The 26,684-nt window shown below is 41.3% G+C and carries 19 protein-coding genes, 3 tRNA genes, 1 rRNA gene, 10 pseudogenes and 1 riboswitch; of the genes and pseudogenes, 30 read left to right on the top strand and 3 right to left on the bottom strand.

Annotation, left to right across the window (positions count from 1 at the left end):
- Positions 1-210: 210 nt before the first annotated feature.
- The 8 genes and pseudogenes from G4D76_RS05815 to yidC all read left to right on the top strand — a co-directional run bounded on the left by G4D76_RS05815 (position 211) and on the right by yidC (position 5,994).
- The gene (locus tag G4D76_RS05815; RefSeq protein WP_342664942.1) at positions 211-1,086 is read left to right on the top strand and encodes an ABC transporter ATP-binding protein; all 876 of its coding nucleotides are present in this window, start codon (positions 211-213) and stop codon (positions 1,084-1,086) included.
- Positions 1,083-2,549 (top strand): ABC transporter, encoded by a 1,467-nt coding sequence (locus G4D76_RS05810; RefSeq protein WP_213810801.1) that lies wholly within the window; start codon positions 1,083-1,085, stop codon positions 2,547-2,549. Before G4D76_RS05815 ends, G4D76_RS05810 begins: the two co-directional genes overlap by 4 nt.
- Before the next feature lie 139 nt (positions 2,550-2,688).
- Positions 2,689-2,788: riboswitch (TPP riboswitch) on the top strand.
- A 71-nt stretch (positions 2,789-2,859) separates the two neighbouring features.
- Positions 2,860-3,653, top strand: a pseudogene (gene thiD, locus G4D76_RS05805) (bifunctional hydroxymethylpyrimidine kinase/phosphomethylpyrimidine kinase).
- Positions 3,654-3,681: 28 nt separating this feature from the next.
- Complete coding sequence (locus G4D76_RS15870) at positions 3,682-4,170, top strand: hydroxyethylthiazole kinase (protein ID WP_256440542.1); 489 nt, start codon at positions 3,682-3,684, stop codon at positions 4,168-4,170.
- A gap of 2 nt (positions 4,171-4,172) precedes the next feature.
- Positions 4,173-4,421 carry a hydroxyethylthiazole kinase gene (locus G4D76_RS15865; protein ID WP_256440541.1) on the top strand — a complete coding sequence of 83 codons (249 nt, stop codon included), beginning with the start codon at positions 4,173-4,175 and terminating at the stop codon, positions 4,419-4,421.
- Complete coding sequence (locus G4D76_RS15860; RefSeq protein ID WP_256440540.1) at positions 4,421-4,549, top strand: hypothetical protein; 129 nt, start codon at positions 4,421-4,423, stop codon at positions 4,547-4,549. Before G4D76_RS15865 ends, G4D76_RS15860 begins: the two co-directional genes overlap by 1 nt.
- A gap of 34 nt (positions 4,550-4,583) precedes the next feature.
- Positions 4,584-5,036, top strand: a complete 453-nt coding sequence (thiE, locus tag G4D76_RS05795) for a thiamine phosphate synthase (RefSeq protein ID WP_250130222.1) — start codon at positions 4,584-4,586, stop codon at positions 5,034-5,036.
- A gap of 96 nt (positions 5,037-5,132) precedes the next feature.
- A pseudogene (gene yidC, locus G4D76_RS05790) lies at positions 5,133-5,994 on the top strand (membrane protein insertase YidC).
- Between the two features lie 175 nt (positions 5,995-6,169).
- Here yidC and cls read toward each other — a convergent pair.
- Positions 6,170-7,649, bottom strand: a pseudogene (gene cls, locus G4D76_RS05785) (cardiolipin synthase).
- Between the two features lie 120 nt (positions 7,650-7,769).
- Between cls and G4D76_RS05780 the strand changes: the two are divergent.
- A complete protein-coding gene (locus G4D76_RS05780; protein WP_169516118.1) occupies positions 7,770-7,919 on the top strand; it encodes an Lmo0850 family protein in 150 nt (49 codons plus the stop codon).
- A gap of 39 nt (positions 7,920-7,958) precedes the next feature.
- Here the strand turns inward: G4D76_RS05780 and G4D76_RS16735 are convergent.
- Positions 7,959-9,130, bottom strand: a pseudogene (locus G4D76_RS16735) (FtsW/RodA/SpoVE family cell cycle protein).
- Between the two features lie 94 nt (positions 9,131-9,224).
- Between G4D76_RS16735 and murF the strand changes: the two are divergent.
- From murF to G4D76_RS05690, 17 genes and pseudogenes are all read left to right on the top strand, one after another.
- A complete protein-coding gene (murF, locus tag G4D76_RS05760; protein ID WP_213810798.1) occupies positions 9,225-10,577 on the top strand; it encodes a UDP-N-acetylmuramoyl-tripeptide--D-alanyl-D-alanine ligase in 1,353 nt (450 codons plus the stop codon).
- A complete protein-coding gene (locus G4D76_RS05755; protein ID WP_250130221.1) occupies positions 10,564-11,277 on the top strand; it encodes an alpha/beta hydrolase in 714 nt (237 codons plus the stop codon). Before murF ends, G4D76_RS05755 begins: the two co-directional genes overlap by 14 nt.
- 66 nt (positions 11,278-11,343) lie before the next feature.
- Positions 11,344-12,864: pseudogene (locus G4D76_RS05750) on the top strand (DEAD/DEAH box helicase).
- A gap of 97 nt (positions 12,865-12,961) precedes the next feature.
- Positions 12,962-13,360 carry a PH domain-containing protein gene (locus G4D76_RS05745; RefSeq protein WP_213810797.1) on the top strand — a complete coding sequence of 133 codons (399 nt, stop codon included), beginning with the start codon at positions 12,962-12,964 and terminating at the stop codon, positions 13,358-13,360.
- Between the two features lie 55 nt (positions 13,361-13,415).
- Complete coding sequence (locus G4D76_RS14785) at positions 13,416-14,252, top strand: PH domain-containing protein (RefSeq protein ID WP_250130220.1); 837 nt, start codon at positions 13,416-13,418, stop codon at positions 14,250-14,252.
- A gap of 2 nt (positions 14,253-14,254) precedes the next feature.
- Entirely contained in the window at positions 14,255-14,704 is a 450-nt protein-coding gene (locus G4D76_RS14780) for a PH domain-containing protein (RefSeq protein WP_250130219.1), read from the top strand.
- Between the two features lie 13 nt (positions 14,705-14,717).
- Positions 14,718-14,981, top strand: a complete 264-nt coding sequence (locus G4D76_RS14775; protein ID WP_250130218.1) for a PH domain-containing protein — start codon at positions 14,718-14,720, stop codon at positions 14,979-14,981.
- Positions 14,938-15,423, top strand: a complete 486-nt coding sequence (locus G4D76_RS05735) for a PH domain-containing protein (RefSeq protein ID WP_026859229.1) — start codon at positions 14,938-14,940, stop codon at positions 15,421-15,423. Before G4D76_RS14775 ends, G4D76_RS05735 begins: the two co-directional genes overlap by 44 nt.
- A complete protein-coding gene (gene acpS, locus G4D76_RS05730) occupies positions 15,420-15,779 on the top strand; it encodes a holo-ACP synthase (RefSeq protein ID WP_026859228.1) in 360 nt (119 codons plus the stop codon). Before G4D76_RS05735 ends, acpS begins: the two co-directional genes overlap by 4 nt.
- Positions 15,766-16,918, top strand: a pseudogene (gene alr / locus G4D76_RS05725) (alanine racemase). Before acpS ends, alr begins: the two are co-directional and overlap by 14 nt.
- Before the next feature lie 80 nt (positions 16,919-16,998).
- A complete protein-coding gene (locus G4D76_RS05720) occupies positions 16,999-17,184 on the top strand; it encodes a hypothetical protein (RefSeq protein ID WP_026859226.1) in 186 nt (61 codons plus the stop codon).
- Positions 17,185-17,610: a type II toxin-antitoxin system PemK/MazF family toxin gene (locus G4D76_RS05715; protein ID WP_213810796.1), complete on the top strand. Its 426-nt coding sequence runs from the start codon at positions 17,185-17,187 to the stop codon at positions 17,608-17,610.
- Positions 17,607-18,626: a SpoIIE family protein phosphatase gene (locus tag G4D76_RS05710; protein WP_051239008.1), complete on the top strand. Its 1,020-nt coding sequence runs from the start codon at positions 17,607-17,609 to the stop codon at positions 18,624-18,626. Before G4D76_RS05715 ends, G4D76_RS05710 begins: the two co-directional genes overlap by 4 nt.
- Before the next feature lie 81 nt (positions 18,627-18,707).
- Positions 18,708-19,033, top strand: a pseudogene (locus G4D76_RS05705) (STAS domain-containing protein).
- A gap of 3 nt (positions 19,034-19,036) precedes the next feature.
- A pseudogene (gene rsbW / locus G4D76_RS05700) lies at positions 19,037-19,508 on the top strand (anti-sigma B factor RsbW).
- Positions 19,486-20,238 carry an RNA polymerase sigma factor SigB gene (gene sigB / locus G4D76_RS05695; RefSeq protein WP_213810795.1) on the top strand — a complete coding sequence of 251 codons (753 nt, stop codon included), beginning with the start codon at positions 19,486-19,488 and terminating at the stop codon, positions 20,236-20,238. The pseudogene rsbW and the gene sigB overlap by 23 nt, the downstream one beginning before the upstream one ends.
- A gap of 86 nt (positions 20,239-20,324) precedes the next feature.
- Positions 20,325-22,463, top strand: a pseudogene (locus tag G4D76_RS05690) (Tex family protein).
- 41 nt (positions 22,464-22,504) lie between these two features.
- Here G4D76_RS05690 and G4D76_RS05685 read toward each other — a convergent pair.
- Positions 22,505-24,006: pseudogene (locus G4D76_RS05685) on the bottom strand (catalase).
- 312 nt (positions 24,007-24,318) lie between these two features.
- Between G4D76_RS05685 and G4D76_RS05680 the strand changes: the two are divergent.
- The 4 genes from G4D76_RS05680 to G4D76_RS05665 all read left to right on the top strand — a co-directional run bounded on the left by G4D76_RS05680 (position 24,319) and on the right by G4D76_RS05665 (position 26,521).
- A tRNA-Glu gene (locus G4D76_RS05680) sits at positions 24,319-24,394 on the top strand.
- 202 nt (positions 24,395-24,596) lie between these two features.
- Positions 24,597-24,685 (top strand) — tRNA-Leu (locus G4D76_RS05675).
- Between the two features lie 27 nt (positions 24,686-24,712).
- Positions 24,713-24,786: transfer RNA gene (locus G4D76_RS05670), tRNA-Gly, on the top strand.
- 183 nt (positions 24,787-24,969) lie between these two features.
- A 16S ribosomal RNA gene (locus G4D76_RS05665) occupies positions 24,970-26,521 on the top strand.
- The last annotated feature ends 163 nt before the right edge of the window (positions 26,522-26,684 follow it).

Here is a 26,684-nt window from a genome sequence, read left to right as displayed (position 1 = left end):
TTCAGACGCATCAGCAGCTGAACAGACTCAAAGAGCACAGCAGTTATATGATTCAAGAGGTTCACAGCCTTGGCCTGTATGCGGTGCGAGACTGTAATATAAATAAAAATTTTAAAGATCAGGACAATTGTCCTGATCTTTTTTCATGTCTAAAATGAATATGGTAAAATTGAACTGAAAACTAGGAGTAGGACTAGGGAGGGATTGCCGATGCTAAGTCTTAATAAGGTATCAAAACATTTCGGGAAAGTGCGCGCTGCTGAAAATCTTTCTTTTACATTAGAAAAAGGTGAAGTTTTTGGTTTTATCGGGCCGAATGGTGCAGGTAAATCGACGACGATACGAATGATTATCGGCGCATTGAAACCGACACAGGGAGAAATTCTGTACGACGGCAAAAATATAAAGAAAAATAAAAAATACATTGAAAAAATTGCTTACGTCCCGGGAGACGTTAATTTGTGGGGGAATTTAACCGGCGAAGAAGTTATTAATTTTATGATGAAGTCACGCGATTACAAAAATGACGATGAAAAATTGCGTCTGATCGGTAAATTTAAACTCGACGGCAGTAAAAAATGTAAGACGTATTCGAAAGGGAACAGACAAAAAGTTGCACTGATTTGTGCATTTCTAAGTGACGCAGAACTTTTAATATTTGATGAACCGACAACAGGACTTGATCCGTTAATGGAACGTGTATTCCATGAAGAAGTAATACAGGCGAAATCGACGGGCAAAACAATTCTGCTGTCCAGCCATATTTTATCGGAAGTGGAGAAGCTGGCTGACCGTATTGCGATCATTAGAAATGGTGAAATTATAGAGTCGGGAAGCATGAAAGAACTGCGGCATATTACCAGAATGGAATACATTGTCGAGACGGATGATGATATTACTGCACTAAAACACCGCAGTTTCGTTCATGAATTTTCCGAGTCACCTGACGGATATCATCTGTTTATCGATAATGATAAAATTCCGGAATTTCTGAAGTATTTAAAATTATATAATCTGAAAAATTTAACGACGGCACCGCCGCGGCTGGAAGATATTTTCATGCGCTATTATGAGGGCGCAAAATGACTTATTTTAAATTGCTGATGAAAAATCTGAGAATGAAAGCAGCGCTCTGGATATTTGCATTGTGCGGTTTGTCGATATCGGTACCGCCGGTATTTAACGGGCTGTACAGTACCGCGGCGGAGCAGGAAGGTATGAAAATGACCGTCGATAATCCTGCAATGGTTGCGCTGATTGGACCGGTACCGGGCGGAGATTATACATCAGCTGTTATGTTCGGTCACCAGATGCTGATGTTTATGGCACTGTTTCACGGCCTGTTCGGTATTTTGATTGCGAACGGTATTGCCCGGAGAGCTGAAGAGTCAGGATTAACAGAGTATGTACTTAGTGCCGGTATCAGCAAGAAGACAATTGTTACGTCTCAGCTGATGAGCGGAATTTTAATAAATTCACTTGTTTTTATTATATTATTCGGCGGTTTAAGCTTGTATGATATCGAAGGGCTTTCTATTACTGGAAATTTATACTATGCACTTGGACTGGCATTGTTTGGTCTATTGTTTTTCGTTATGACTCTTGTAATCGGAAATTTATTTGACAGTGGAGATATGACATTCGGCATCGCTCTGTCACTGCTGATTATATTTTATTTATACCGCGCGGTGACCGATGTCATGAATACAGCATACTCTGTAATTTCACCATATCACTGGTTGTCCCGGATTGAAGTATATGGAGATAATAGAGAAATATGGCTGATACCGTTCACTGTAATTTTAATTTTGATAATACTCAGCTATGTATTATTTTTAAAGCGGGATATCGGAGACAGTTATATAAAAATTGGTAAGGAAAAGAATTTGAGAAAAATATACAGTTATCCGAAATTAGCTTTTATTAATATGAGAGTAATGATAATCAGCTGGCTCATCGGACTATTTGCTGCCGGTTTGTCGTACGGATCCATATTCGGTGATTTAGAAAGTCTAATCGGAGAAAATGATATGCTCCGGGAGTCGCTCGGCAGCAATGATGCGGCAGGGTTCTTTATCAGCATGCTGCTCGTTATTTCAGCGCTGATGGCTGCGGTGCCTGCTCTGATGATTACCGGGCGCATGCTTAACGAAGAGAAAGACGGACGTCTTGAAGTGATTATCGCTGGTACAATGAACCGGAAAGTGTCCCGCACGAAAGTGTTTATCACACATTATCTGTACGGAGTTGCTGCCGGTGTTTCATCGTTTCTCCTCACCATACTCGGCATGTATCTCGCGAGTATGAATGTTGATGATTTAAGTATTACGATTAAAGATTATGTGCTTTCTGCTGTAAATTACAGTGCGGGCATTATATTTATTATAGGAGTATCTGCACTTTTTGCCGGCATTTCTAAAAAACTTCATCTTGCAGCATGGCTCTACGCAGCTTATATATTCTTTGCGAATTATTTCGGCGTACTGATCAATATCGATGAAGTATTTAATGCTCAGTCCATTTTATTATTTAAGCAATATGCCTTATGAAAGTATGGATATTCCAGCAGTCTTAATTATTGCGGGTCTTGGCATTATGCTTCTGATGATTGGAACGGCTGTATTTAAGCGCCGCAATTTGCTTTGATGCTTAAAAGAATTGTGTTACGCTTGTGTCAATAAAAACAATAAAACCCACTGGGGGCGCCGATACGGCTGAGATAGCGAATGCTTGTCCCTTTTCACCTGATCCAGATCATGCTGGCGTAGGGAAGTGCTGATGATTACAGGGAAGTTCTCTGAATCTACTCTGCCTACTTCGCCCCGGGAAGTGGGCTTTTATTATAGGAGGACATATTTTATGGTTGAATTTCCAATTGGTTTAACTGTTGCAGGCACTGATCCGACAGGCGGTGCAGGAATACTCGCAGATCTTAAGGCAATGCATTCACGGGCGTTTCGGAAGGCGGCGGGGTGACATCACTGACGGCGCAAAACACACTCGGGGTGCAGGACGTTTACAACGTGCCGGCGGATTTTATCGACAAAGAACTGAACAGTATATTTTCAGATGAAGTGCCGCATGCGATGAAGACCGGAATGGTCGCCGAGGCGGATATGATGACTGTAATTGCGGACTACATTAGAAAATACAATATTCCCTACGTAATGGATCCGGTAATGATTGCAACGAGCGGGGACCGCTTGATGACGGACGCATCGATGTCGACGCTGATTGATACGCTGATTCCTCTGGCAACGATAGTGACGCCGAATCTGCACGAAGCAGAAGCGATTACAAAGATGACAATCCGGACGGAAGAAGATATTCACCGGGCGCTGAAAATATTCACTGATGATATGGGCGCAGAGAGTGTCATTATTAAAGGCGGTCATCTGTCAGGTGATGCGACTGATTATTTATATGACGGTATAAATATTTCAACATTAACAGCAGCACGCATCGACACGGATCAGACTCATGGAACAGGCTGTACGTTTTCGGCAGTTTTAACTGCGGAGCTTGCGAAAGGCCGGACGATTGATGAAGCGTTCAAAACGAGTAAAGCGTATATTACCAATGCGATACAAAATTCACCAGGTATCGGCAAAGGCAGCGGACCGGTGAACCATTTCAGTTATAAAGGGGAGTAATTATAATGATAGAACAGTTAAAAAAGACGTGCCGCTCGTTGTGTGCATTACGAATGATGTCGTGAAGCCGTTTACTGCAAACAGTCTCTTGGCACTCGGCGCATCTCCGATTATGAGCGGTGAAAAAAGTGAAGCGGCGGATATTTTAAAACATGCGGGCGCATTGCTGTTAAACATTGGCACATGCTCGGAAGATAAAGTAATGCTGTATGAAAAGATGGCGAACTATGCTAATCAGTATAATATTCCCGTGGTACTGGATCCGGTAGGCTACGGCGCTTCGGCTTTTCGCAGAAATTTAACGGATAAACTGCTGAGTGATTATGACATTGCGCTGGTTAAAGGCAATGCTGGGGAAATACATGCATTAAGCGGCCGGGAAGCTGTGTCTAAGGGTGTTGATTCTATTATTGAAGGAAATACTCTTGATATTGCCCAAGCGGCACATGGGGTATTACACGTGCCTGTGCTGGTTACCGGTGAAACAGATGCACTGGTTACCGGTGAACAGATATAGTAATGCACAACGGTCATCATTATCAGGAAAGAATTACAGGATCCGGCTGTGTGCTCGGTGCAATAGCAGCATCCTTTTTAGCTGTTGAAAACAAGGCGGATAGTATTGTTAATGCGGTAAGCCTGTATAATATAGCAGCTGAAAAAGCAGCAGCATCAGCAGGAGGGCCCGGGACATTTGCGGTTCAGCTTATCGATGAAATTTATAATTTTAATGAAGATGACTACACTGCGAAAAGAGTGAACTATTAATGAATAAAGAAATTATGAGATTATATCTGATAGCGAGCTCCGGCAGTTTTAAAAATCCGCTCGGAGATTTGGAAACTGCATTCAAGTCAGGTGTGACATGCTTTCAGCTGCGGGAAAAAGGGCAGTGATATTAAAACAGGCGAAGACCTTAAAGATTTTGCAATGGAAATTAAGTCGCTGTGCAGACAATACGAGGTGACATTTATTATTAACGACGATGTAAAACTGGCTGAAGAAATCGAAGCAGACGGCATTCACATCGGCCAGGATGATATGGAACCTGATATGCTGCCTGACTATTTTAACGATAAAATTATCGGTTTATCGGTTGGCAGCGTAAAGGAACTTGAAGCGAGCAGCCTCGACAGAGTATCTTATCTCGGCATCGGTCCGGTATTCAGCACTTTATCGAAAGATGATGCCGGAGATGCTATCGGTACAAATGGTTTAAAACAAGTAGTGAACAGAACAAAACTGCCGACTGCAGCAATAGGCGGCATAACTGAACAAAACTATAAATCCTGCCTCGAAAACAACGCAGACGGCATTTGTGTTATCTCGGCGATTACCAAATCGGATAATATTGAACAAACCGTGACAGCTTTGTTGCAGTAACTTTGTGAAATATTGTACGGATACTATGAAATTGGTTTTTATACACATTTATTATGGTACAATTTTTTATGTGAGATAAAACTTAGAGGTGAAGAAATGATTAAAAAGTGGCTATTACCAGCGACTATGGTACTCGTACTGTTCCTCGCCGGGTGTGACTATTCCGAACCTGAGAATAGAGACGGCTTCTTCTATAACACTCGTCCAGCCAATGGATACGTTACTGCATTGGCTAGGAGATAATCTGGACAATAACTATGGTCTGGCTATTATCGTCATCACGCTGATTGTGAGACTAGCAATTTTCCCATTCATGATGCGTACATACAAAAATCAGATGATGATGAGAGAAAAAATGAAGATTGTCAAACCTGAAATGGAAGCAATCCAGCAGCGAGTTAAAGTTGCGACGACACAGGAAGAAAAAATGGCAGCCCAGCAGGAAATGATGGGTCTTTATAAGAAGCATGATATAAATCCGCTGAACATGGGTTGTTTACCTATTCTTATACAAATGCCGGTTGTTATGGCGTTATACTTTGCATTAAGATTCCCTTCAGAAGGCGGAATCACTTCTCATCCGGACTTCTTATGGATGAACTTAACACAAACAGACTACTTCATGGTTGCAATTGCAGGTATTGTATACGCGATTCAGGCATGGGTATCAACACGATATGTAGCAGAAGAGCAACGCAAACAAATGCAGCTGTTCATGTACATCTCACCGATAATGATTATCTGGATTTCAGCAATTTCACCATCAGCACTCCCATTATACTGGGCAGTCGGCGGTATCTTCCTGATATTCCAAACTTGGGCGGGTAACACGTTCTATCGTAAGAAAGTTAACGAAGAAATGGCTCCGATTATCGCTGCACACGAACGTGAGCAGGCAGAAAAAGAAGCACGTGTTAAAAACGCTAAAGTTAAGCCTAAGAAAAAACGTAAAAAATAAAAAAATATTAAATTTTTGAGAGCGGAACCCGAAGAGGCTTCCGCTCTTTTTGTTGCATAGATGTTTTTATCCGGGCGACATGTTCAATTACGGTAGTGATAGCCCGCCGTAATTCAATAGTAATCCGCACAAAAAGTCCCCTGAAGCTCATATAAGCTAAAGGGGATAAGATACGTTACAGTATCGGTGATATTAAATTGGCAAGGCCTTCTTTCATTTTTATCCGGAAGCCTCGGTTTTCATATTTCCTCTGTGAGTATTTCGCAATGTTTAATATCATCTTCAAATATTTTGCGGTGTTTCGTCGCTTCCTTCTCGCCGTACATAAATGCATTGACTTCAAAGTTTAAAAAAGCTGCGGTTATCAATATTTGTCGTTCCGACTGACACAACTTCATCATCGATAATAAATACTTTCTGATGGAGGAAGCCCGGCTGATACATGTATACTTCAGCACCCATTCTCATCAGAGAGGCAACATTTGAATACGTCGCCCAGTAAACGAATGGATGGTCAGGGAAACTTGGAATCATTATTTTAACCCGCACGCCGGATAATATGGAGATACGAATTGCTTCCATTATTGACTGATCGGGGATGAAATAGGGCGACTGAATATGAATCGTATGCTGTGCTCTGTAAATCATCTTCAGGTATCCGAATTTAATCTGCTGATAATTTTCATCCGGTCCGCTCGAAGCGATTTGCATCGTTGTCTTGCCGACAGAGTCAATTTCAGGGAAATAATGATCTTCATGTTTCATATTGTTGCGCGTGTCATGCGAGTTCCAATCCAGCATAAAGCGGAGCTGCAATGATTTAACAGCATTTCCTTCGATGCGGAGATGAGTATCACGCCAATCACCCATCTTCGGATCACGGCCAAGATATTCATCACCGACGTTGGCACCGCCAATATATCCGACCCTGCCGTCAATGACGACGATTTTACGGTGATTCCGGTTATTAATACGCGGGTTGATTAACGGGAGTTTACTCGGGAAAAATGCCTCGACCAAACCTCCGGCATGGCGTATATCGCTGAAGTTTCTAAGCGATAAAGACCGGGACCGATGTCGTCATAAAGAATTCGTACAGAGACGCCTTCTCTTTGTTTTTGAAGCAGGGCTTTATACAGCTGTGTGCCGATATTATCCATTTTAAAAATATAATACTGGAAGTGGATATGATCTTCAGCAGCTTCAATATCTTTTAACATCTGATCGAATTTTTCATGCATATCAGTAAAAGTCGTTACATCATTATTGCTTGTCACAAATGATTGGTTATTATAAAGAAGCATATGAATTTGTTTTTTATGTTTCTCTGCAATGGGGTTTGAAAATGTTAAACGGTTATGTTTGATTTCCTCCAGCTGTTCACTGACCAGATGTTCCAGTCCGACTTTGTCATCTTCATCAAGTTTGAAAAGTTCCTGCCGGTAAATTGTGCGGCCGAAAAGCATGTAGAGCACGAAGCCGACAATCGGCAGAAAGAACAGGACTAAAATCCATGCCCATACACTCTGGGCGCTGCGGCGTTCAAGAAAGACAAGTCCGGCGGCTAAAAGGAAGTTAATTATAAATAAGATGACAGTAATGATTGTTACTAAAGTAGCATCTGTGATGTAAATGTTCCAAATTGGTATCGTCATAGGTGTCCACCTTCTTTGCAATTTAAAAAATTAATAAGTCTGTAATAATTAATGCCTGAAAAGTATAGATAATTATAGCAACGAGTACAATTAAGTTAGCTATAAAAAGGGAGTGTCAATATGCGCAAAAACGACAAAAGCAAAGTAAAAGAAGTCGTCCAGATGCTGCATGAACTCGGTGTTAAAGTGACGGTTTCGAAATCAAGATTTGAAATTATGAACCGCATAGCAAATAAAGATCAACTCAGACTGAAAGAAAATAATATTTAAAATAAAAACTGCTGAGGAGGGTAATCCCCTTCAGCAGTTTTATATGTTTTTAGCGCCTTTACTGAGGTGATGGAAATACATGCTGAGCAGAATTCCGACAGCGAGCATATTTGACCACAATCCGCTTCCTCCGTAATGATGAACGGCAGAGGAAGGCCGGTGATCGGCAGCAATTGAATTGTCATGCCGATATTCTGGATAATGTGAAGACCAGTAAAGCAATATAGCCGATAACAAAATACGATGCAAAGCTGTCAGTTGCCATAAATGCCATACGGATTAAATGCATAATCAGCATAAACAGTACGATAATTACAATAGTTGAGCCGATAAAACCGAATTCCTCGCCGATAATCGTAAAGATGAAATCGGTATGGTTTTCAGGAATATAAATAATCCCATCAGTGTATCCCTTACCTGTAATGCCGCCGGAACCGATTGCGATAAGCGAGTTTGTCAGCTGGAATCCGCTGTCCGACTGAAAAGCTTCCGGTGTAATCCGGAGTAGATACGTTCGAACTGATAGGGATGTATGCGAGATAACGTTCAAGCAGATCCGGGGGTAAAAATACCGAGAATCAACGCAAGACCGGTTGACGCGGCAACGAAAGTGTCGGGATAATCAGCCACCAGCTGATTCCTGAAACACACGACGAGCCCGAGGAAGATAGCAATCATTACGAGCACCGTTCCAAGGTCGTCTGCAGCAGGATAAAGAGCATCGGCAAAATGGAAATTAAAATCAGCTTTAACAGCAGTCTTAAATCCATTGATAATGTGTTCGTTAATTTATATTTGTTATGCTGGCTGATGACGAAGCCATCGTTAAAATATAAATAATTTTTACAAACTCGGAAGGCTGGATACTGAAGAATCCAAATTGATACCAGCTCTTAGCGCCGTTTATAATTGGAGTCACGATGACACCGGTGCGATATATAAATAACCAGGCTCAGCACACCGAAAAATATAAACGCCCAGTATAGTTTTTTAATGAATTTAAACGGTACGAAAGGCGACGCAAGGACGAAACCTAAACCGTAAAATGCAATCTGGCGTGTGCTGAAATCCGTCCCGTACTGACCGCTGGTCATAGCCGAACTGATGGAAACGACACTGATTGCAGCAAGCATCAGAATTAAAATAACAAGAATCCAGTCGATGCGTGCAAAAAAGTTTGAATTTTGACGTGTATATTTGTTATTACTCAAGAAAGTCACCTAATTCATATAGAAATCATGACATTTAGTATACAACTATTTTATAATTATAAACAGCAAATACAAAACATTAGGATGAAATATTATGATAAAAGCGACTATAGAACAAATATCTGAATTCTGCGGGGGCACGATGAACAGCCGTGCAGAAACAATTAAAAACAGCATGATTAAAGGTGTATCTATCGATACACGTACTATAGAAGAAGGAAATGTGTTTGTTCCTTTTAAAGGAGAACATGCCGATGGCCATAAATTTATAGAGATGGCATTTTCAAAAGGTGCAGGCGTCACGCTCAGCGAAGAGCCGTACGGAGAGTCGGATTATCCGGTCATCCACGTGGCCGATGGACTTGCAGCTCTTCAAAGTATTGCCCGGGAGTATTTAAGCCTAGTAAATCCTAAAGTAATCGCAGTGACAGGCTCCAATGGTAAAACGACGACGAAAGATATGCTTGAATGTGTCTTAAGCACAAAATACAAAGTTCAGAAAACACCCGGAAACTTCAATAATGAAATTGGTATGCCCTTGACAATTTTACAATTGGACGAAGATACGGAAGTATCTATTCTGGAAATGGGTATGGATAGAATGGGGGACATAAATTTCTTAAGCAGAATGGCTGAGCCCGATATCGCAGTAATTACGAGTGTTGGTGAATCGCATATCGAAATGCTGGGGTCGAGAGAAAACATTGCCAAAGCAAAATACGAAATTGTCGATTATTTAAAAGATAACGGCACATTTATCTATTCAAGAGACTATCCACTTCTAGATACGATTGCGGATAAAGACACGGCATATGATATTCAAACTGCAGGACTTCTAGAGGGTAATCAGCACACAATCAGCAGCGTAACTGAAGACGATCAGGGTACACACTTTACTTTTAAAGACGTCCAGTTCGCTATTCCGCAGCTCGGTATTCACAACGCACTGAACGCTTCTCTTTCGATTCTTGCAGGAGAAACGCTCGGCGTGTCACTTAAGGAAGCTCAGAAAAACTTGTCCAAACTAGAAGTGACGAGTATGAGAATGGAACGCGTGACGCATGACAGCGGTGCATTAATTGTCAACGATGCCTACAACGCTTCAAAAGCGAGTATGATCAGCGCCATAGATACAGTTGGCCGCATGGCTCACACAAACAAGATTCTTGTACTGGCTGATATTCTGGAGCTCGGGAGTTACAAACAGGAACTTCATGAAGACGTTGCAAACTTTATTAATGAAGGAACGTATCAGTTTACGAAAATATATACGTTCGGTGACGGCGCGAAATATATTCACGATGCTTTAATGGTGGGTGAGAAAGAGCATACGTCATCAATTGAAGAATTGCGCGACAGAGTAACTGAACATTTTAATGAAGATACAGTTATTCTGCTTAAAGGATCACGCGGTATGGCAGTGGAGAGGGTGATTGACGATATCTAAAATCGGAGTGCTGTTTTTACACGGCTATACAGGCGGGCGGTTTGAGCTGGAGCCGACATTTCAATATTTAAAGAAACGCTATGATTTTGAATATGAATTCCCCCAGTACCCAGGACATGGCACGACGCTCGATTTATCAAGGGTAACCGGAGACGACTGGTATGAAGAAGCGGAGAAAGCGTATTTTAATTTAGCTGCACGCACCGATAAAATATACGTCATCGGTTTTTCAATGGGCGGGGTTTTCGCAAGTTTTATCGCGCAGAACTTCCATGTTGATAAGCTGGTGTTAATTGCCCCGGCATTTGACCATACGAAATTAAGCAGACTGAACAGGATTAAGCTGTCGCCCGCTGAGGTAAACGATCATTTGAAGCTGAATCTGATGTCCAGAGTGAGGCCGAGATTAAAAAACATTCCCATCAGAGCAATGCAGGAGTTCATTAAAATTGTGGATGCGAAAATTGGCGACCTTGAGAGCATTCATTGTGATACACTCTTAATTCATGGAAAGATTGATTTGCTCGTACCGTACCAGACGAGTATTGAAGCACAAAAAAGAATCCCGCATTCAAAACTTGTACTTATGGAACACACACCACACCTGATTATGTTCACAGAAGATAAGCTGCTGGAGCTTAATATTCTCACCGAGAGATTTTTATTTCTTGACAGCCAGTTAAAACATCTTGTGGATTAAAGTGTTAAGTGTTACTATAGAGAAGTTGTACATGCGAGAAATGAAATAGTCAAAGGAGACTAAAGTTTGAAGATTTTTAAAGAGTTAGGTATTAGTGACGACACAATTCAGTCACTAACTGATATGGGGTTCACTGAACCTACACCGATTCAAGTGGAAAGTATTCCACTAGCATTAGAGAAAAAAGATATCATTGGTCAAGCTCAGACTGGTACTGGTAAAACCGGTGCATTTGGTATTCCGATTATAGAGAATACAACTAAGGGTGCAGGCACTCAAGTTGTTATATTAACGCCGACTAGAGAATTAGCAGTACAGGTCAGCGAACAAATTAAAGCATTTGCTAAGAGAAAAAAATTAGCTACTGCAGTTATTTTCGGCGGTATGAGCATAGATCGTCAAATTAAAGATTTAAAAAGACAACCAGAAATTATTGTTGGTACGCCAGGCCGTATGATCGACCACATCAACCGCCGTACGCTTAAATTACAAGATGTTCATACACTTGTATTAGACGAAGCGGATGAAATGATGAACATGGGCTTCATCGATGATGTTAAATTCATCATGAGCAAAGTACCTGAAGACAACCGTCACACACTTCTATTTTCTGCTACAATGCCTAAGGCAATCCAGGATTTAGTAACGCGTTTTATGGACAAACCTCACGTCGTTAAAACGATGAACCAAAACAATTCAGATCCGTTAATCGATGAATATTACACAATTGTAAAAGAGCTGGAAAAACTTTCTGTATTTACATCGTTCCTTGATGTTCATCAGCCTGAGCTTTCAATCGTATTCGGCCGTACAAAACGCCGTGTTGACGAATTGACAAGTGCTTTAATTGCAAAAGGTTATCGTGCGGAAGGTTTACACGGGGATATTACTCAATCTAAACGTCTTGAAGTATTGAAGAAATTCAAAAACAATTCATTAGACATTCTGGTAGCTACTGATGTAGCTGCAAGGGGCTTAGATATTTCAGGAGTATCACATGTGTACAACTTCGATATTCCACAGGATACTGAGTCATATACACACCGTATTGGACGTACTGGCCGTGCCGGTAAAGAAGGAATGGCGTTAACATTCGTTAACCCTGTAGAAATGGAATTTTTACGTCAGATTGAAAAAGACAAGAAGAACCAATTGTTACACTTCGTCCACCAAGTAAAAAAGAAGTAGAAAAAGCTCGTGAAAACGAAGTCTTTGAAAAAATCGGTGCATGGTTAGCTGATAACAAGAATGAGCACACTTTCGAAGTGGCTGATGGGTTAATGAAAACTCATGAATCACGCGAAGTCATTGCAGCGTTAGTAAACGAACTTCTGTATGCCAAAGAAGATGACAATATTCAATTGTCATTTGAAAAACCACTTTCTCGCAAGGGTCACGGCGGACGCAGAGGTAAATCAAGTTATGGTAAAGGCGGCCAAAGAGGCGGCGGCGGTAATAGACGCCAACGCGATAATGGCGGCAGACCAGCAAGAAACAGCAGCGGCGGCAAACGTCAGGGCGGAAAAACCGTCATCAGGCGGACGCACTAGCAAACAAGGCCGTGTATTCAAAGATCATCAGAAATAATAATGACTTTACAAAGCATTCACTTTTAAGTGAATGCTTTTTTATGTTTTCTGAGTGTTGTATCATAGAGATAAACTAACAGTTGGAAGGGTAGCTTATGATAGAGTTGAACGAACGCGTCAGGCCGTACATGACGGTCAAAGCATTATTAGTATGGGTAACCAGTATTCTTATTTTCAGCAGCCGGTGCCGCAGTGTATTTTTTTCCTGGCCGGTGTGGCTGTATTACACTTTTATCGGTCTGCTCATTTTAGAGCTGGCTGGATTTGTTTTCTTGCGGCCATGGATTTATACAAAGGTGACATCTTATGAACTGCTCACCGACAGAATAATTGTGAGACAGGGTTTCTTTACGGTGAAAACACAGATGATTCCGCTTAAAAGGGCTCAGGGTGTTGAATTTAAAACGGGTCCTCTGTCGAGACGGTATGATCTTGGTTCTGTCCGTATTAAAACTGCGGGTATCGGCATTGATATGCCGCCTTTAAAAAACTGATGAAGCACGCGAGCTGAAAAGGAATATCATCGATATAGTAAAGGGGGAAAAACTGATGTATAATCCTCAGAAGCTTCATCCTGTTGCATATGCCGGGAGTGTAGTAAAAGGAATTAAAACGACGTTTTTCCCTGCCATTATTATCTTTTTTAACATGCGGGAAGAACTTTTTTCAGGTTCAATTAATCCGTGGATGCTGTTTGGCGGCATCGGCATACTCGCGCTGATTTTTATCGTGTTTACAGGATTCGATATGCTTAATATATACCGTACGAGATTCTGGCTTGAAAATAATAAATTTGTTTTTAAAAACGGGATATTCACCCGCAATGAAAAAGAGCTGGATATTAAACGTATTCAGTCGATTGATTTTAATCAGCCTTTTTTTCACCGTATTTTTGGAGCGGTTCAGCTCGATATTTTAACTCCGGGTGACGGTATAAAAATCGACACGATTAAAAAATCACAGGGGGAAGATATCCAGAAAGTCATTTACGAGACTCAGCAGGATATTGAAAGTGAAGAAACTGCAGTAAATATTGGAGATGCGAGTGTCTGGCCGAAAGAGCAGAATACAGAAATTACGCCTAAAACTGCTGCACGTGAATTCGCTACATTGAAGAAGATGAATTTTAAAGAACTTATTTTAATGGCGATGACCAGCGGCGGACTCGGAGTCTTTGCTGCGATATTCTTCGGCGTTCTGAACGTTGTCGGCGGAGAAATACTGATAGAAAACTATTTCGAGTATGTCAGCGGTATTGTGAGAAGTCTGATTTTCAGCATTGTTATCGCATCGATGGTCTTTGTAATTATCGGCTACGTCATCGGAACGGTGATTATAATGGTGCGAAATTATGATTACACCTTAAAAAAAGCGGTGAGGATCTGACAGTGGAATACGGCTTATTTTCTAAAAGGAATAAGAGTGTCAATATAAACAGAGTGCAAAATGTTATTATCTCAGACAGTATTTTACGCCGGTTAATCGGGTATTATGCACTGTCCGTATCGATTACGAGCGATTCGCTTGAGTCTGATGCGATCGACGGAAAAGTTCAGCTGCTGCCGTTTATAAAGAAAAAAGAACTGTACAGCATTCTCGGGGATATTTTCCCGAACTACCATTTGGATGTGCCGAAACGCATCGTGCCGTTCCGTGCAATTCGCCGCTACTTCCAGCTTACATTACTGTTTTTCATTATAGGAATAAGTGTTATGGCTTACTTTTTCCACGGAGAAACATTTATGCTGTACTTTTATATTGGGGCAGCTGTGATTCTGCTGCTCCTGATTGCGAGCGGAATTTACAGTGCGAGGAAATGTCGGTTTATGCATTTATAAAGATGAAATTAATATGATGACAGCATCGTTCTTTACACGCCGTCATTATGCAATCAAGCGCGATAAAATTATCGATACGACATACCGCCGAAATCCGTTTCTGCACCATGCTGATTTAGGTCATATTGAAGTGTCGACACCGGGCGGTATTGCCAGTTCGTCAGCAGAAATTAAGTTTATTGAAAAACATGATATTGAAACAATCTGGACATTTATAGAAAGGGGGCATGACGATGAAACGCATCTCGCCGAAAGCGATCAAACTGTGGCGGATTAGAGAGTATATTAACGCAGGTATCTGGCTGATTATTGGTGCTGCTATAGGAATTGCATCAATATTCTTCGATTTTATACCGTGGTGGATTTTTCTGGTTCCCGCTGCGATTGTGCTTTATATTATTATCGTTCATGCATGGATTATTCCGAAACTCCGCTATAAGTACTTCAGATATCAAGTGCTGGAAGATGAAATACACATTCACAGCGGCATCTGGTTTAAATCTGAAGTAGCAGTGCCGCTGTACCGCGTGCAAAACATCGATACAACTGTTGGTCCAATTATGAAACGGATGAACTTAAAAGGTATTTCGCTGCAGACTTCTGCTGAGAAATTATTTATTCCGGAACTTGAAACAGATAAGGCTGATCAGCTGCGTCATGATATCCGCGAACTGATTAATAAAAATGTGAATGAACTGCAGGGTGAGGGAACAATATGATTTTAGGACTGGGTACAGATATTATTGAAATATCACGTATTTCAAAAGTTAATAAAGAAGATCGTCTAGCGAAAAGAATTTTAACGCCGGACGAGTTTTATCATTATAAAGAAATAAAGAATGAAGAACGTAAAATATCTTATCTCGCAGGACGCTTCGCTGTAAAAGAAGCATACAGTAAAGCGCTCGGTACAGGTATCGGCAGTGCAGTCAGTTTTAATGAAATTAACTGTATGAATGATGCGAGCGGCAAACCGTCCTTAACGAATGCACCGAATGCGCATGTATCAATATCCCATTCGAGGGATTACGCTGTTGCGACAGTGATTATTGAGGAGGCAAATGATGAGCGATAAGTATTACAGAAATACAGTGCTCGATGTGAACCTTAAGGCTATAGAAAAAAACTACAGAGCGGTTCAGGGGATTAATCCGGAAAAAACGCTTATTGCAGTAGTTAAAGCCAATGCCTACGGACTCGGAGCAAAAGCTGTCAGTGAACATCTGGCAGAAGCGGGAGCGTCGTTTTTTGCTGTAGCAACACTGGATGAAGCGATTGATCTCCGTATGCACGGTATTAAACAGAAAACTTGTACTCGGGACAATCAGCCCTGAACATATTAATAAAGCAATACAGCACCGTATTGCAGTCACGGCCCCGAATCTTGAGTGGCTGAAAGAAGCGAAAAGTGAAGTGAATGACAGACATGACAAAGCAGTCTGGATTCACATTAAAGTAAATACAGGCATGAACCGCTACGGGACTTCGGATCTCCGTGAAATAGAAACGATGATTAATGAAATTAACTCATTCAGCCGTTTTATTTATGAAGGGATTTTCAGCCACTTTACTTCAAGCGATGAAGATAATGATATTACTGCAGCTGAATTTAATCTCTTTAAAGATATTGTTAATCAGGTTGAACGTCCGGAGTATGTCCACATATCAAATTCAGGCGGTGCCCTCACTTTAAAAGAAGACTTCACGACCGCTGTCCGTTCAGGTATTGCGCTGTACGGTTACTATCCAAGCGAGTATACAAAAGCTGAAACTGCTGTGAAACTTAATCCGGGGGTGAGATTATCGACTGAAATCACGGCTGTTCATCATCTTGAACCGGGTGACAGTGTCAGCTACGGCAGAAAATATACTGCAAAAACAAAGGAAACTGTCGCAACATTGCCGATTGGATATGCAGATGGGTTATTAAGACAGCATAATGGGTATAAAGTTAAATTAGAAGGTGGTGCCGATTGTGAAATCGTCGGGACCATCTGCATGGATGCACTGATGATTAAAGTTCCGGAACAGACTAATGCACAAGAGAAAGTTATTATAATCGATGATCAAGAGAATTCAGACCAGTCGATGGAAAGTTACAGCAACTATACGGGTACTATTTCATATGAATCGCTGTGTTCTTTCGGCCGCCGCATTCCCCGTCGCTATACCGGCAAAGATATTGAGTTAATCTATAACGAAGTAATTAACTAAATGAGCATTTGATTAATAGCAACAAAATGCATCAAATGTTATGATTAATTCAATAATTAATTTTTATGGAGCTGACTGTCTTGTCTTATTCATCTGCAAATAACGAGCTCGAAAAAGCATTGGTAAATGGCTACATTGAAATGGCGGAGATTAATTTATTAATCGCACGGGAAAGTTTTCACGTTGAAAGTGAAGCGTACAGCATCGGCATTACTGTCACGGAACTGGAATGTGCTGCATGTAACGATAGTAAAGATGGTGAATAGATGAAAAGAGGAGAAGTTTATCTGGCCGATCTTTCACCTGTGCAGGGTTCAGAACAAGGGGGGAAACGCCCTGTTGTTATTATCCAAAATAATGTAGGTAACCTTCACAGTCCGACTGTGATAGTTGCAGCCATTACTGGGAAAATAAATAAAGCGAAGATACCTACACATGTGGAAATATCAAAAGAAGCTTATAAACTGGATATGGACTCGGTAATACTGCTGGAGCAAATTCGCACGGTCGATAAGACCAGGTTACAGGAAAAGCTTACATATCTGGATGAAGACAAAATGCGCGAAGTTAATGATGCGCTGAAAGTCAGTCTGGAATTAGAACCGAAAAAGAAAGAAAAAAGAATAAGGCAAACAGAAAATAGACTTTTGTGTACAAAAGTCTATTTTAAAGATGGAGGTGTTTTAATATGACATATATTGATGATCTGGTTGAAGAATACAAAAGGCTGATTAATGATTACATAGCAGACGGCAATGAAGATTTACTTGCAGGCAAGGCCCATGAGTTCAGCGAAAAGGCGGTTGATCTGGACATTTCGCCTGATGAAATGGTGGCACTTCATATTGAACTGATTAGTGCAATCCCTCTCACGAACTATGAAGATGTAAAAACGTCGCTCGATGTGCTGCAGGAAATTATGATTCGTTTTGGATTTACATATAAGGATTACAAAGCAATGCTCAACAAGATGGAGCGTCATGACCAGGAAATGGATGTGGCTGCGAGTCTGCAGGAAACAATGTTAAAAACTGCAATCCCGGCAATTGAAAATGTTGAAATTGGCGCAATTAGTGTTCCTGCACGCAAAGTGAGCGGGGATTATTTTAATATTATTGAACACAGCGATGGCAAGCTGACGTTCGCAGTAGCCGATGTTATCGGTAAAGGGATACCTGCTGCGATAGCGATGTCGATGCTGAAATTCGGAATGGACCTGACTTCGTCGTCCAATCCGCCGTCGAAATCTTTAAAACGATTAAATGAACTCGTTGAAAAAAACGTCAACAAAAATATGTTCGTCACGATGTTTTACGGTCTCTATGATTTTAATGATCAGTCATTATGTTTTTCAAGTGCAGGGCATGAACCAGCATTTTTATATCACTATGAAGATGATGAGTTCGAAGAACTGGACGGTAAAGGACTTGTACTCGGTGTAATGAAAGATACCGAATATGAAGAAGTATCGTCGAAACTTGAGAAAAATGATATGCTGTTCATTTTTACTGACGGAGTGTCAGAACTTAGAAAACATGACGGCACATTTATTAACATGGATGATATTAAAGAAATGATCCGAGAAGCACGCGATCAGCACCCTCAGGATATCGTACAGTATATTTACGAAGCGCTGACACGTATGCGCAATCAGAATTATAAAGATGATTTAACAATGTTTATAATAAAAAATAAAAGTGCAAATTAAAAAGTTTTAAAGATGTTAATACAGGGTACAAAGATTAAGGTATAAAATTTACGAATGATTGATTGGAGTGCATACATAAATATGAATATAAAAATAGATGCTACGGAGAATAGCGGGGAGTATTTAGTCAGTGTCAGCGGCGAACTTGACGTATATACCGCACCGGAATTAAAGCGGGTTTTGAACCTGTTGCGACAGCGGGACAGCATGATTTAATTGTCGATTTAAGTGAATTGAACTATATGGACTCTACGGGGCTCGGTATTTTCGTTGGAACACTTAAAGATCTTAATAAACACGATAAAGAACTCCATGTTCTTGGAGTAAACGATAGAATTTTAAAACTTTTTGAAATTACAGGATTACGCGATTTAATGTATGTTAATAAGAAGTCGGAGGTCGACTGAAGAATGATGCCACAATATGATTTAATAGAAATGAAATTTCCGTCAAGTGCAGAATACGTAGGTCTCATCCGTTTGACACTGTCATGTTTTATCGAGAGCCGGAGCGACGTACGATGATATTGAAGATTCTAAAATTGCAGTTTCTGAAGCTGTAACGAATGCAGTTAAACATGCTTATCAAGATAATGAACAGGGTGAAATCTCTGTAGGATTCGCAGTGTACAGCGACAAGGTTGAGATTATTGTTGCAGATAACGGACAGAGCTTTGATTATGAAAAAATTAAAGAAGAGCTCGGACCTTATAACGAAGATGACAATATTGATTACCTCAGAGAAGGAGGGCTTGGCCTTTTCCTTATTGAGACACTGATGGACAAAGTTTCCTTTAGAAAAGAACCTGGTGTTACGATAAGCATGACGAAGTATATTAACGAAAGTCAGGTGCACCCGAATGGAGAAACAATCTCGCAATAGAAATTACGGACTGCCGCCTGAAGAAGTTAACGAGCTGATTAAAAGATATCAGGAATCAGAAGATGATATAGCACAAAGCGAACTCGTGGAAAATTATACGAAGCTTGTGGAATCGCTCGCTTACCGTTATTCACGCGGCCAGTCGCATCATGAGGATTTAGTACAGGTCGGGATGCTGGGATTATTAGGTGCAATCAGACGTTTTGATACATCTTTTGAACGCAGGTTTGAAGTTTTTTTAGTGCCGACAGTAGTCGGGGAAATTAAACGTTATCTGCGGGATAAGACATGGAGTGTTCACGTACCGAGACGAATTAAAGAACTCGGTCCGAGAATAAAAAATACGACGGATGCTCTGACGAATGAGCTGGAAAGATCACCGACAATCCAGGAACTGGCAATGAAACTTGAAGTGACAGAAGAAGAAGTCCTTGAAGCTATGGAAATGGGTCAGAGTTATAATGCATTAAGTGTCGATCATTCAATCGAAGCGGATAAGGATGGTTCGACGGTAACACTGCTCGACGTTATGGGACAACAGGATGACAATTATGACTTGGCTGAAAAGCGTATGATTTTAGAGAAAGTATTGCCCATCCTAAGCGACAGAGAACAGGAAATTATAAAATCTACATTTATTGAAGGTCTCAGCCAAAAAGAAACCGGTGAAAAAATCGGTTTAAGCCAGATGCATGTTTCAAGATTGCAGCGTTCTGCAATTAAAAACTGAGAGAAGCAGTTAAAGAAGCTGAATAAATTTATAAATGAGCCCGGTCTATTTTAGATTGGGTTCTTATCATTAGAGGAGTACATATTATGATGCATGATTTAGTAAATGAAATATCATCTGAAATGAAAATTAATAAAACAATGTAGAAAAAGTACTGGAACTTCTTAGAGAGAAAAATACAGTGCCTTTTATCGCGCGTTACCGTAAAGAACAGACGGGCGGGCTCGATGAAGTTGCTATTAAAGAAATTGAAACGAAGTATCTGTATCTTGAAAACCTGAATAAGCGTAAAGAGGAAGTTGTTCGTCTGATCGATGAGCAGGGGATGCTGACAGAAGAACTGCGTCAGGATATTTTAAAACAGACGAAACAAAGCCGGGTGGAGGATTTATACCGTCCGTTTAAACAGAAAAAGAAAACACGTGCGACTGAAGCGAAGCGTCTTGGACTTGAACCGCTTGCGAATATTATTTTAGCAGGTAAACACAGAGATATTGAAAATATAGCAGCGGACTACTTAACTGATGAAGTTACATCTGCTGACATGGCAATCAAAGGCGCCAAAGATATTATCGCAGAGATTATTTCAGATAGTCCGCAATACCGTCTGTACATATTAAAAATTATTAAAGATACATCGGAAATCGTTTCAGCAGTTAAAAAGAATGCTGAAGATGAGCAGGGTGTATTTGAAATGTACTACGATTATGCAGAGAGAGTTAAAAATATCGTTCCGCACAGAGTGCTGGCATTAAACCGCGGTGAAACATTAAAGGTTTTATCGGTTAAATTAACGCATGATACCGAAAGAATAGCGAACTACTTAAAAAAACAGGTTATCGCTCAGCATGTTAAAACGAAAGAGCTGCTGACTGAAGCAATTGAAGACAGCTTGAAGCGTCTGATTTTACCGTCACTTGAAAGAGAAGTACGTGCTGACTTAACGGAGACGAGTGAGAAACATGCTGTCGTTGTTTTTGAAGAAAATTTGAAAAGACTGCTGCTCCAGCCGCCGTTAAAAGGCAGAGTGATTTTAGGATTGGATCCTGCATACCGTACAGGATGCAAACTTGCTGTAATAAACGATACAGGTTCATACCTCGCGAAAGATGTTATATTTCCACATAAGCCTGTAAACAAAAGAGATGCAGCTAAAGCAGTCATTTTAAAATTAATAAAAAAACGATGTATCATTAATTGCGATAGGGAACGGTACGGCATCAAGAGAATCTGAAGAGTTTATCGGTGAACTGATAAAAGACGAAACTCTGGATGTTCCGTATATTATCGTAAATGAAGCGGGTGCCAGTGTATATTCAGCATCTGATATCGCAAGAGAAGAGTTTCCGGATTTTAATGTTGAGGAAAGAAGTGCAGTATCAATCGCAAGGCGTGTCCATGATCCGCTGAGTGAACTGGTTAAAATCGATCCGAAATCTATCGGTGTCGGACAGTATCAGCATGACATTAATCAGAAATTCTTAACAGAGTCATTAAACTTTGTCGTAGAAACGGCTGTAAACCAAGTAGGTGTTAACTTAAATACGGCATCGACGACGCTGCTGCAGCACGTTGCAGGGCTGTCGCCTGTAATAAGTAAAAACATCGTCATGTTCAGAGAAGAAAATGGCGGGTTTAAAAAGAGAAGTGAATTGAAGAAAGTGGCGCGCTTAGGGGACAAAACTTACGAACAGTGTGTTGGTTTCCTTAGAATATTCAACGGGAAAGAGCCGCTTGACGTGACGCCGATTCACCCAGAACAATATAAAAAACTTACCAGCTCATCAAATCAATCGGTTTAACAATTGAAAATCTCGGTGAAGATATAATGAGTGAAAAACTCGATGCTTTAAATATTAAGGAAACAGCAGAGATGCTGGATATCGGTGTGCCGACGCTTGAAGATATTGTTTTAAGTTTGAAAGCGCCGATGAGAGATATTCGCGATAAGTACGTATACGCCGCTGTTAAAATCAGATGTTCTCGGTATTGAAGATTTAAAAACAGGCATGACTTTATCAGGTACAGTTAGAAACGTGACGGACTTCGGCGCATTTGTTGATGTTGGTGTGAAGCAGGATGGACTGGTTCACGTATCACAGATTTCGAACCGCTTTGTCAAACACCCACTTGAAGTGGTGAACACTGGAGATATTGTTGAAGTTAAAGTAATGGATGTCGATGTGAAGAAAAACAGAATATCACTGACGATGAAAAATATATAAAAAACGGAAACGACTGAGTCGTTTCCGTTTTTTTCATTAGACTACATGTTGTGGAAGTAATCAGGAGTTTCTAAATCAACATCGTTGATGTCGATTCCTAATGCTGCTGCAACACCTTTACCGTAATCTGGATCTGCCTGATAGCAGTTAAAGATATGGCGGTGTTTAGTACGTGTAGTTGTACCAGTCATTTCATTTGCTGTGTTGTAGAATAGACGCTGTTTATCTTCGTCTGACTGCAGTCTGAATAATTTACCAGGCTGCTCGAAGTAGTTGTCGTCATCTTCACGGAAGTTGTGTTCGTAAACTGAGCTGTACTCAAGATCAAGCGCGGGCTGTTTAGCTTCCGGCTGTGAATTATGAGCACCATAGCTGTTCGGGTAGTAGTTTAATGAAGAACCTTCGTTACCGTCAACTCTCATTGCGCCGTCACGGCTGAATGGGCAGACATTTGCTGCACCTTTAGGTGAGTTAACCGGAATCTGGTGGTGGTTAACGCCTAGACGGTATCTTTGAGTATCTCCATATGAGAATAAACGACCCTGAAGCATTTTATCTGGTGAGAAACCAATACCAGGAACAATATTAGTTGGAGCAAATGCTGCCTGCTCAACTTCTGCAAAGTAGTTCTCAGGGTTCTTGTTAAGTTCGAATTCACACCAACCGGGATTAATGGATAATCGCCTTTATACCAAACTTTAGTTAAGTCGAATGGATTGTCAGGGTGGTTTTTAGCCTGTTCTTCAGTCATTACCTGAATGTATACTTTCCATTTAGGGAAGTCGCCTTCTTCAATAGTGTTAAATAAATCTCTTTGTGAAGATTCGCGGTCAACACCAACTAATTCAGCTGCTTCTTCAGCGGAATAGTTTTCAATTCCCTGCTGAGTGCGGAAGTGGAATTTAACCCATACGCGTTCGTTATTTTCATTAATCATGCTGTAAGTGTGTGAACCGAATCCGTGCATGTTTCTGAAACCTTTAGGAATTCCGCGTTCAGTCATAATAATTGTTACCTGGTGAAGTGCTTCAGGTAAGTTAGTCCAGAAGTCCCAGTTACTTTCAGCGTTATGCATGTTAGTTTTAGGGTCGCGTTTTACAACGTGGTTTAAACTTGGGAATAATTTAGGATCACGGAAGAAGAATACAGGTGTGTTATTACCTACTAAATCCCAGTTACCTTCTTCAGTATAGAATTTTAAAGCAAATCCGCGAATATCGCGTTCAGCATCAGCTGCACCGCGTTCACCAGCTACAGTTGAGAAGCGTGCGAACATTTCAGTCTGCTTGCCAACTTCGCTGAAAATGCTTGCTTTTGTATATTGAGAAATATCATTGGTAACTGTGAATGTACCATAAGCGCCAGAACCTTTAGCGTGCATGCGGCGTTCAGGTATAACTTCACGGTCGAAATGAGCCATCATGTCGAGGAAATACGGGTCTTGCATAACAAGTGGTCCGCGAGGGCCAGCTGTCATTGTGTTTTCACGATCGCCAACAGGATTGCCGAAAAGAGTAGTAAGTCTATTATCTTTGTTTGTCATCAATAACTGCCTCCATTAATTAGAATGATTATAAATAAACTATACCAAGCTAAATGCGCAAAAGCAAGTTCCGAAACCGCATTAATAATTTTATTTACTGGATTAATATGCTGTACAATTATTTAATATTTAATTGTTAAGAGAGAGAGGGGGTGTCTAAATGAGAAGACTGACAATAATATAGTCGCAGCTCAATATTTGCCTTTATATAGAAGGTTTTAAAAAACAATAAAAAATTTATATAAATTCGGCAGAAACTGTTGACTTCATATCAATTACTCTGTATATTAATAAACGTTGTATAAAACAGATGGCCCGTTGGTCAAGCGGTTAAGACAACCGCCCTTTCACGGCGGTAACACGGGTTCGAGTCCCGTACGGGTCACCATTTAAATTATTTAAAAAAACTGTTGACTTCAATTATTTACTGAAGTAATAAATAATCTAACCAGTTAACGGAAACGTAACAGGCTAAGATAAAAGATTTAAACTAAATGAAATTAGTTGTTGACATTAACGGCTGAACGAGATATACTAGTTCTTGTCGCTCAAAACATATTAACGAAAAGTTAATACATATAATAAGCTTTGCGGTTGTGGCGGAATCGGCAGACGCGCTAGGTTGAGGGCCTAGTGGGAGTTAAATCCCGTGGAGGTTCAAGTCCTCTCAGCCGCACCATTGAAAATTTATTATAATATATACCATGCGGGTATAGTTAAATGGTATAACCTCAGCCTTCCAAGCTGATGTTGTCGGTTCGATCCCGTCTACCCGCTCCATTAGAAATTTTACCTGAGCAATACAAAATAGAGAACATTGAAAACTGAATGACAATATGTCAACGTTTTAATTCCGAATGAAAAAGTCTTCTATTATATAGAAGCACACATTGAGGCGAACAATTCAAACGCAAACGAGATACTGTCAGCAGTATCACAAAGAGCTTAAGTTTAAGTTCTCCAATCATGGAGAGTTTGATCCTGGCTCAGGATGAACGCTGGCGGCGTGCCTAATACATGCAAGTCGAGCGCAAAGATCAGGAGCTTGCTCCTGTGATTTGAGCGGCGGACGGGTGAGTAACACGTAGGCAACCTACCCTTGAGATTGGGATAACTACCGGAAACGGTAGCTAATACCGGATACGACCTTTCCACATAAGTGGAATTGTTAAAAGGCGGATTTATCTGCCGCTCATGGATGGGCCTGCGGTGCATTAGCTAGTTGGTGAGATAGTAGCTCACCAAGGCGACGATGCATAGCCGACCTGAGAGGGTGATCGGCCACACTGGGACTGAGACACGGCCCAGACTCCTACGGGAGGCAGCAGTAGGGAATCTTCCGCAATGGACGAAAGTCTGACGGAGCAACGCCGCGTGAGTGATGAAGGGTTTCGGCTCGTAAAACTCTGTTGTTAAGGAAGAATACTTGAGGTAGTAACTGGCCTTGAGATGACGGTACTTAACCAGAAAGCCACGGCTAACTACGTGCCAGCAGCCGCGGTAATACGTAGGTGGCAAGCGTTATCCGGAATTATTGGGCGTAAAGCGCGCGTAGGCGGTAAAATAAGTCTGATGTGAAAGCCCCCGGCTCAACCGGGGAGGGTCATTGGAAACTGTTTTACTTGAGTACAGAAGAGGAGAGTGGAATTCCATGTGTAGCGGTGAAATGCGCAGAGATATGGAGGAACACCAGTGGCGAAGGCGGCTCTCTGGTCTGTTACTGACGCTGAGGTGCGAAAGCGTGGGGATCAAACAGGATTAGATACCCTGGTAGTCCACGCCGTAAACGATGAGTGCTAAGTGTTGGGGGGTTTCCGCCCCTCAGTGCTGCAGCTAACGCATTAAGCACTCCGCCTGGGGAGTACGACCGCAAGGTTGAAACTCAAAGGAATTGACGGGGACCCGCACAAGCGGTGGAGCATGTGGTTTAATTCGAAGCAACGCGAAGAACCTTACCAAATCTTGACATCCTCTGACAACTGTAGAGATACAGCTTCCCTTCGGGGCAGAGTGACAGGTGGTGCATGGTTGTCGTCAGCTCGTGTCGTGAGATGTTGGGTTAAGTCCCGCAACGAGCGCAACCCTTAAGTTTAGTTGCCATCATTAAGTTGGGCACTCTAGACTGACTGCCGGTGACAAACCGGAGGAAGGTGGGGACGACGTCAAATCATCATGCCCCTTATGATTTGGGCTACACACGTGCTACAATGGACAGGTTACAAAGGGCAGCAACGCCGCGAGGCCAAGCGAATCCCATAAAACTGTTCTCAGTTCGGATTGGAGTCTGCAACTCGACTCCATGAAGCTGGAATCGCTAGTAATCGTAGATCAGCATGCTACGGTGAATACGTTCCCGGGTCTTGTACACACCGCCCGTCACACCACGGAAGTCGATAACACCTGAAGCCGGTGGGCCAACCATTTATGGAGGCAGCCGTCGAAGGTGGGATGGATGACTGGGGTGAAGTCGTAACAAGGTAGCCGTATCGGAAGGTGCGGCTGGATCACCTCCTTTCTAAGGAATATATGGAGCATCTACTTGTTAGATGGACCATTCGGAAAAACGTTTTGACATATTGTATTCAGTTTTGAATGTATCTTTACAGTGTAAAGTTCATTCAGCAATTTATGTACATTGAAAACCGTATAGAAGTAAAGAGAAGAGTAAAACGATTTCA

The organism is Jeotgalicoccus sp. WY2, from assembly GCF_018437745.1.
GTDB lineage: Bacteria > Bacillota > Bacilli > Staphylococcales > Salinicoccaceae > Jeotgalicoccus > Jeotgalicoccus psychrophilus.
Note: the sequence above shows the minus strand (reverse complement) of the source record. Positions and strands in the feature narration are given on the sequence as shown.